This is a genomic window from Teichococcus coralli, from assembly GCF_009829925.1.
Taxonomy (GTDB): domain Bacteria; phylum Pseudomonadota; class Alphaproteobacteria; order Acetobacterales; family Acetobacteraceae; genus Pseudoroseomonas; species Pseudoroseomonas coralli.
Genome location: NZ_SNVJ01000050.1, coordinates 1 through 5,289 on the forward strand (window position 1 = coordinate 1; position 5,289 = coordinate 5,289).

At 65.8% G+C, this 5,289-nt stretch carries 4 protein-coding genes and 2 pseudogenes; 2 read left to right on the plus strand and 4 right to left on the minus strand.

Annotated elements, in window-relative coordinates; genetic code table 11:
* Positions 1-27: 27 nt before the first annotated feature.
* Positions 28-486, plus strand: a pseudogene (locus E0493_RS22760) (IS3 family transposase); the annotation flags it as partial.
* Positions 487-619: 133 nt separating this feature from the next.
* Here the strand turns inward: E0493_RS22760 and E0493_RS22765 are convergent.
* The 3 genes from E0493_RS22765 to E0493_RS22775 all read right to left on the minus strand — a co-directional run bounded on the left by E0493_RS22765 (position 620) and on the right by E0493_RS22775 (position 3,903).
* The gene (locus tag E0493_RS22765) at positions 620-2,743 is read right to left on the minus strand and encodes a hypothetical protein (protein WP_160939552.1); all 2,124 of its coding nucleotides are present in this window, start codon (positions 2,741-2,743) and stop codon (positions 620-622) included.
* Between the two features lie 199 nt (positions 2,744-2,942).
* Entirely contained in the window at positions 2,943-3,119 is a 177-nt protein-coding gene (locus tag E0493_RS23660) for a hypothetical protein (protein ID WP_235914000.1), read from the minus strand.
* Between the two features lie 190 nt (positions 3,120-3,309).
* Positions 3,310-3,903, minus strand: a complete 594-nt coding sequence (locus tag E0493_RS22775; protein ID WP_456316357.1) for a VOC family protein — start codon at positions 3,901-3,903, stop codon at positions 3,310-3,312.
* A 468-nt stretch (positions 3,904-4,371) separates the two neighbouring features.
* Between E0493_RS22775 and E0493_RS22780 the strand changes: the two genes are divergently transcribed.
* The gene (locus tag E0493_RS22780) at positions 4,372-4,824 is read left to right on the plus strand and encodes a hypothetical protein (RefSeq protein ID WP_160939554.1); all 453 of its coding nucleotides are present in this window, start codon (positions 4,372-4,374) and stop codon (positions 4,822-4,824) included.
* A gap of 224 nt (positions 4,825-5,048) precedes the next feature.
* Here E0493_RS22780 and E0493_RS22785 read toward each other — a convergent pair.
* Positions 5,049-5,289, minus strand: a pseudogene (locus E0493_RS22785) (hypothetical protein); the annotation flags it as partial.

Consider the following 5,289-nt stretch of genomic DNA (forward strand, 5'->3'; position numbering starts at 1 on the left):
GAAGCTGCCTGACTTCGCCGACAGTATCTCACCTATTTACCCACTGGTGAGGGCTGGCTCTACCTCGCCGCTGTCCTCGACCTGGCCACCCGCAAGGTGGTCGGCTGGTCGATGCGCGAGCACATGCGTGCGGAACTCACCTGCGCCGCCCTCACCATGGCCATCCAGCGGCAGCGGCCAACGCCTGACCTGCTGCAGCACACGGACCGCGGCAGCCAGTATGCCGCCGACGATTACCGCAAGCTGCTCAGCGCAGCCGGGATGCGGCAATCCATGAGCCGCCGCGGCAACTGCCTCGACAACGCGCCGATGGAGAGCTTCTTCCACACCCTCAAGGTCGAACTCGTCCAGCAGCGCCGATGGGCCACGCAGGATGAGGCCAGACGCGACGTGTTCGCCTACATCGAAGGCTACTACAATCGGCAGCGCATCCACTCTGCCCTGGGCTACAGGACCCCTGAGCAGATGGAGAACGCTGCCGCCTGATCCCTGTCCATCAAATCAGGGGAAGTTCATCAGGGATCGCCGTAAGCGAGATAGCAAAAAGCCCCCTGCCGGGCTCGCCGGACAGGGGGCTTTCGTTCGGCAGAGCTCCGCGCGGGAGCTCTGCGGGCATTTGTCAGGCGGCGAAGATGTCCCGCCCTTCGGCAGCTCCATACTGAAGGTAATGCTCCAGTGGGTTCATCCCCGCCGCGGCCACATCGGGGTTGTGCGCGAGGTAGGCTTCCCCATCGAAGACGGCGCTCGGATCGCGTCCCTCCTCGGCGCCGAACCGCAGGTAGTGCTCCAGAGGGTTCACCTGCGCGGTCGCCACGTCGGTGTTGTGGGCGAGATACCAGTTGGTGTCGAAGAACGCGTTGGGGTCGCGTCCCTCCTGCCAGCCGCTGACCATGAAGTGCTGGGTCGGATCGACACCCTCACGGGCGACGTCGGCGTAATTCGAGAAGTAGAACGAAGCGTCCACGAGGACGTTCTGCGGTCCCGTAGCATGCGGGGTGGCCTGCGGCGCGTCGCGGTGCTCCGCCTCGCCGAAGTGGAGGTAGTGCTCGAGCGGGTTCATGCCCGCCTTGGCGACGTCGTCGTTCGCCGCGAGGTAGGCATCCCCGTCGAAGGAGAAGCTCGCCGCACGCCCCTCATGCCAGCCGGAAGTCATGTAGTGCTCGAGGGCGTTGACGCCCGCCGCCAAGATGTCTGGGTTCTGGTTCAGGTAGAACGAGACGTCGAAGTGGCTGTTCGGGTCGCGCCCCTCCGCCGCCCCGAACTGCAGGAAGTGCTGCAGCGGATCCGCCCCGACAGCGGCCACGTCGGGATTGTGGTCGAGGTAGAAGGCCGCATCGAACAGCGCATTGTCCGTTGCCCACTCATGATGCGGCAGGGCCGGATCCGACGGCGTGCCCGGTCCGCTCGGGTCCTCAGGGGGCGGCGTGGTGGGAATGGCACCGACTTCCATGACCTCGAAGTCCCGCAGCACGGGCGGCAGCCAGGGATTGCTGACCGGAAGCTGGTGCGTCCCCTCGGCCGTGCCGTCGGTCTGCCACAGCACGGCGCTGCCCTCGGCCGTCTGGGCCGCGAAGACCGTGGTCCCGTCTGACAGATGCTGGACATACTGGGTCGAGAGGGAGGTCGGGACCGCGTCGCCTTCGCCCAGAAGTGCCGTCTGGCCGTCTCCATCGACCAGCCACAGCGTCGGATGTCCGCCGGCATCAGCCTTGGAATATATCGCCCGGCCATCGCCCAGGGAGATGTAGTTGGTGGTCCAAGCCTCGCTGCCCGTCGCAACGATCTTCGTGCCTGCTTCGGAGCCGTCGGTCACGATCAGCCGGAACTCACCGTCCACCGTGGTCGGCAGCAGGAACTTGCCCGCACCCAGGTCGAGGGGATTGCCGGTCGTCCGCGCAATATCGGTCGTGGCGATGAGATGGGTCTCAGCACCGTTCGTCGCGTAATAGGAGATGGCGTCCGTGTAGTTGCCCGAGCCCTGATAGGCATCGAAGACAGTGGCCTTGACCAGCGCCATTCCCTCCCCGATGGAGCCGAGCAGCGCGAGATTATCGCGTCCCCAGAACTGGTCGAACTGGTGGGTCCCCTCTGCCGTGCCGTCCGTCAGCGTCATCCCCTCAGGCGAGAAGAACAGCAACTGCTCGCCGAGCACGACCGGGCGGCTGGATCCAGCAGGCAAAAACCCGCTCAGATCAACGGTGCCCCCGGGCGTCCCGTCGCTGATCATCGTACGGGAAATGGCCCTGCCGTCGGCACCGGGCGTCCAGTAGCTGAACTGGAACTTGCCGTCGGGAAGCGCGACCCAGGGGGCGTTGAAGTCCGTACCCTCCGCGCCCGGGGTGATCTCCATCAGCACATGGGTGCCGTCGCGGGTGCCGTCGGTCACCCAGATCTCACGGCCCGAGGCCGAGTTCTGACCCTCGAACACCACCCGGCCGTCTGAGAGAGGCGTCACGTAGACGGGGCCGAAGGAGCCGCTGCCGTCGTTGACGTCGTAGAGCATCTCGGTTCCGGACTCAGTGCCATCCGTCACCCAGAGCTCGTTGCCGTGGACAGGATCCGCCGCGGTGAACAGGACACGGCCATCAGGCAGCCGTGTCATGTTGCCGATGTCGGACCCGTGCGCCCCGGGCCAGATGTCCTTGAGGAGCTTTGTGCCCGCTTGGCTGCCGTCGCTCACCCAGAGCTCTTCCCCATTTTGGGCGTCGCGCCCAATGTAGACGAAGGGCAAATGTGCAGTCATGCACCAAAGCTCCACCGTGGGATTCGAGAGTTTCACACCGCACTCTGTTGAGCACGAGCATACCCGAAAATGAAATTCGGTTTAATATATGATCGAATATTCAGAAATTGAGACACAATATCACGTTTGCTTCATTTCGGTGCAAAGTCTGAGTGCTTTTATCAACTCTCCCGTTCCAGAAGGCGACGGCGCTCATCTCCTACCTGCCGGGGACGTGCTCGGCGCGGTAGAACTTCGGACGGGCCGGTAGCTTTGCCCCCTTGCCCTCGATGTCGTCTTTCAGACGCGGGGCAGCGTCCTGGTTGTCGTCCGAGATGTACTCGACAATCGACAGCAGGCTGACACGGGCGGCCTGCCGCCACTCAAGGACGGGCACGGCACTTCCGGTCGATCAACGCTGGCCTCCTCCACAAGCATAGACATGCTAACGCCGGGATCACGCGCGGAGTGGATCATCAGCGACGAGACACCACAATGCCGCCTCGGGCCGCCGTTGACCCGAGGCACCGTTCCCGGCCAGCACCCGCGAGCTCTCAGTCACGGCGACGGGGGCTGGGCCGGCCGCGTCAGCCGCGCCGCGCCGCTTCGATCGCTGCGATATCGATCTTTCTCATCTCCATCATGGCTTGGAACGCGCGCCTGGCCGCCGCGCGATCCGGATCGGCGATCGCGGCCGTCAGGGCGCGTGGCGTGATCTGCCACGACAGTCCCCACTTGTCCTTGCACCAGCCGCAGGCGCTTTCCTGGCCGCCGTTGCTGACAATCGCGTTCCACAAGCGGTCCGTTTCGACCTGGTCGTCGGTCGCAACCTGGAACGAGANGTTGCTGACAATCGCGTTCCACAAGCGGTCCGTTTCGACCTGGTCGTCGGTCGCAACCTGGAACGAGAAAGCCTCGTTGTGCCGGAACGCTGATCCCCCGTTCAGGCCGAGACAGGGGATCCCCATCACCGTGAACTCGACCGTCAGGACATCGCCCTGCTGGCCCGCGGGATAATCCCCGGGTGCGCAATGGACAGCTCCCACCGCGCTGTCCGGGAACGTCGCGGCGTAGAAGGTCGCGGCCTCCAAGGCGGTACCGTCGTACCAGAGACAGATCGTGTTCTTTCTCACCATTTCAGTTCTCCGGGATGGAATGACCTCTGGACCACCCTTGGCCATGGCGTCGCGACGTTCACGCCCACCAAAGGCGCCCACGACTTCGCCGCTGCCGGAGACGATGCAGGTGGAATAGAAATCGCTCTCCGAGCCGTCTCCAGGTGGAGGGTGGCGAACGCGGCACTTTGTGTCACGTGCCGTTCCGCTGCACGCGTCAGTTCGAGCGTGGCGACGAAGGGAGCAGCCTGCAGCGGGCCGGGAGGGATCTCGGGCAAAAACCGCGCCCGCGGCCAGGCCTCCCGGGGACGGCCCTCCGGTGCCCCTCACCCCGTTGCGTCGTCATCCGCCCCGCCGATCCCGCCCGCTCGCTGTCGCACCTGCTGGCGGTGGTCGAAGGCCTGCAGCATGCACTTCTCCTGAAGGAACTATCCCAGGCGGATATGCCGCCGCCGCCAATGCTGTCCGGCTTGCCCGAAGCTAGATGGATCGACACTCTCTGTTCCGAATCCAAATCGGAATGGGTGTGCGACCATGACGGAAGGACCCTCAGCCCAGCCAAGTAAGAATCCCGCCGATCCCGAGTGGCGGAAGCGAAGGCACGAGTTCCGGCTCGCCCGCCTGAACGGGTCGCTGGGCTTCGCGACCTCCGGAATGAACGCGCTGCTGTTGGCCAACGGCGCGGCGACCCTGGGTCTCCTCCAGTTCTTCGGGAGCCTGTTCAAGGAGACAATTACCAACGCCAAGAACGCCAAGCTCGTGAGGAACTTCGTCCTCAGTTGCTCGGGCTTTTCGGCGGGGGTGGTGCTGGCGGTCGCCACGTCGGTGCTCGCCTTTATCGTGATGGACCTGCTGCGGGAGGACTATAAGAGCAAGCGAGGCGCGCAGTTCCGCTGCGCCGGGCTCACCACCGCCATCCTGTCCCTCCTGGCCTTCCTGTTCGGCATCTACTTCGCGGTGGCAGCAGTCCGCCTCATCAGGCCGTAACGCGCGCCGCAGGCTGAAGCGGCATCTGATGAGCACCGGCTGCTACCACCGCGCCCGCGCCAAAGCGTTTCAGATCTGGCGCGAGGCGACGTGTGTCCGGATAGCGGCGTGAACCCTTGAGACATCGTGCTGCTTGATCCCGCACCTCGGGCGGCAACTGCGCGCCAGCGGCCCGCCCTCCCGGTGCTCGGCCAGGCCTCCCCGGGGCGCCCCTTTGGTACCCCTCACCCCGCCGCGTCGTCGTCTGCGCCGCCGCTGCCGGCTGCCCGGGCGAGCCTGGCCCGCGCCGTCCGGAGCGCCGCGTCCACGGCCTGCATCGCCGCCGCCAGCTCGCCGTAGTCGAAGGCCGGCCGCGCGAGCGGCGCGGCAGGCGGCAGCGGTGGCACCGCCTCCGCCTCGGATGGCGCCTCCGTCTCGGGCGGCCGCGCGCGCGGCCGCCCCCGCCCCCGCCTGGGCACCGGCCGG